The sequence below is a fragment of the Companilactobacillus halodurans genome, from assembly GCF_009600985.1.
GTDB classification, from domain to species: Bacteria; Bacillota; Bacilli; order Lactobacillales; family Lactobacillaceae; genus Companilactobacillus; species Companilactobacillus halodurans.
On record NZ_VDFP01000144.1, the window covers coordinates 1 to 1,365 of the forward strand.

The window sequence follows — 1,365 nt, forward strand, 5'->3', positions numbered from 1 at the left end:
TTTAAATTCAAATGAGTTCAAGGGCTAAGGACAATAATTACTTATATAGAAGAAATTGGATTATTTTCACTCAAAAATCATACATAAACAAAGAAATTCGACACATTACATTCTAAGATATCCAATAAACCAACAGATAACCTAGCCGGAGAGTGCCAGCAACTAAGCCAGCCGTGAAAGTTATGTTATAGCTTTAGCTATTACATAACGGACGTGTTTTGAGACTTGCGGTCTTTGCAAGGCTCAAAACCGAGACCTGAGACCTTGGCTCAGGTCGGTCCCACAGCAGGCTTAGTTGCTGGCACTCTCAGGCGGCATACCCCTACAATTTTCATATATTCTCTAACATGTTATAATCTTGGCAGTATTCAATGGAGGAATTTAAAAATGAAAAAAGCATTATTACTCGCAACAACAGGTTTGGCTCTTATCCTAGCCGGCTGCAGCAATTCTGCATCATCAAGCAAGTCTAGTGACAACAGTTCTGCTTACAAGACTGAAATGACTAAGGGAAATGACGCCGTTAACGACGAAAACTATTCTAAGGCGGCTGATTATTTTGAATCAGCAGTTAAAGCTAAGAAGACTGACAAGGCTACTGCTTCAAAGAAACAAGCTACTAATTTAGTAAAAGCTAAGAAATTGATGAATAAACGTCATTTTTCTGACGCTAAGGACGCTTTGACTATTGCCAAAGATCAGGACAATGGTAATAAGAAGATGACTTCTAAAGCTAAGTCAATGATTTCTCAAGTTACTAAGATTCAACGTAACCGTAGTAACTTTAAGCTTGATATTAAGAACGCTAAAGCAATGATCAAGTCTGGTTCAAATGACCAAGCTCGTTCATTGTTAGAACAAATTACGAAATTTAAGGGCATTAAGGGTAAGTATTACTCAGACATTTACGCTCAAGCTAAGACTTTATTAGATTCATTACCAGCCACAGCTGTTAACGCAACTGATGAAACTAAGACTGATGATAATAGTACTGATACAAATTCTGATAGTAATTCCAACAATAGTTCCGATGACCAAAGCAACAATCCTGCTGCCAAAGGTGACTTCGATATCGAATCACGTAAAGGTCAAGGTAAGGAAATCACTGACGATGATATTGCTAAAGCTAGACAACAATTGACTGACCAAGGTGTTAAGACAGTTGGTGCTTGGAGTGACAATGATATTATCCGTGCTATTAAGAACGCTCGTGCCGATGGTCGTGATACAATCAGACCTTCTGATGCACAAATTCGAGGAAATAATTAATTTATTAATAGATATATAGTAGAAAGACGCTCAGCAACTGAATTTTGGTTGCTGAGCGTCTTTTTTGTTATAGGGCAAATCTATTTATTACATTTA

The 1,365-nt window shown here is 37.4% G+C and carries 1 protein-coding gene; it reads left to right on the forward strand.

Annotation, left to right across the window (positions count from 1 at the left end; translation table 11 throughout):
• The first annotated feature begins 387 nt into the window (after positions 1-387).
• Positions 388-1,269: a hypothetical protein gene (locus tag FHL06_RS13130; protein WP_153387053.1), complete on the forward strand. Its 882-nt coding sequence runs from the start codon at positions 388-390 to the stop codon at positions 1,267-1,269.
• Positions 1,270-1,365 lie beyond the last annotated feature (96 nt).

Excerpts from the sequence above, each read along its gene's own strand:
- FHL06_RS13130 (WP_153387053.1), top strand. The coding sequence starts at position 388 with ATGAAAAAAGCATTATTACTCGCAACAACAGGTTTGGCTCTTATCCTA.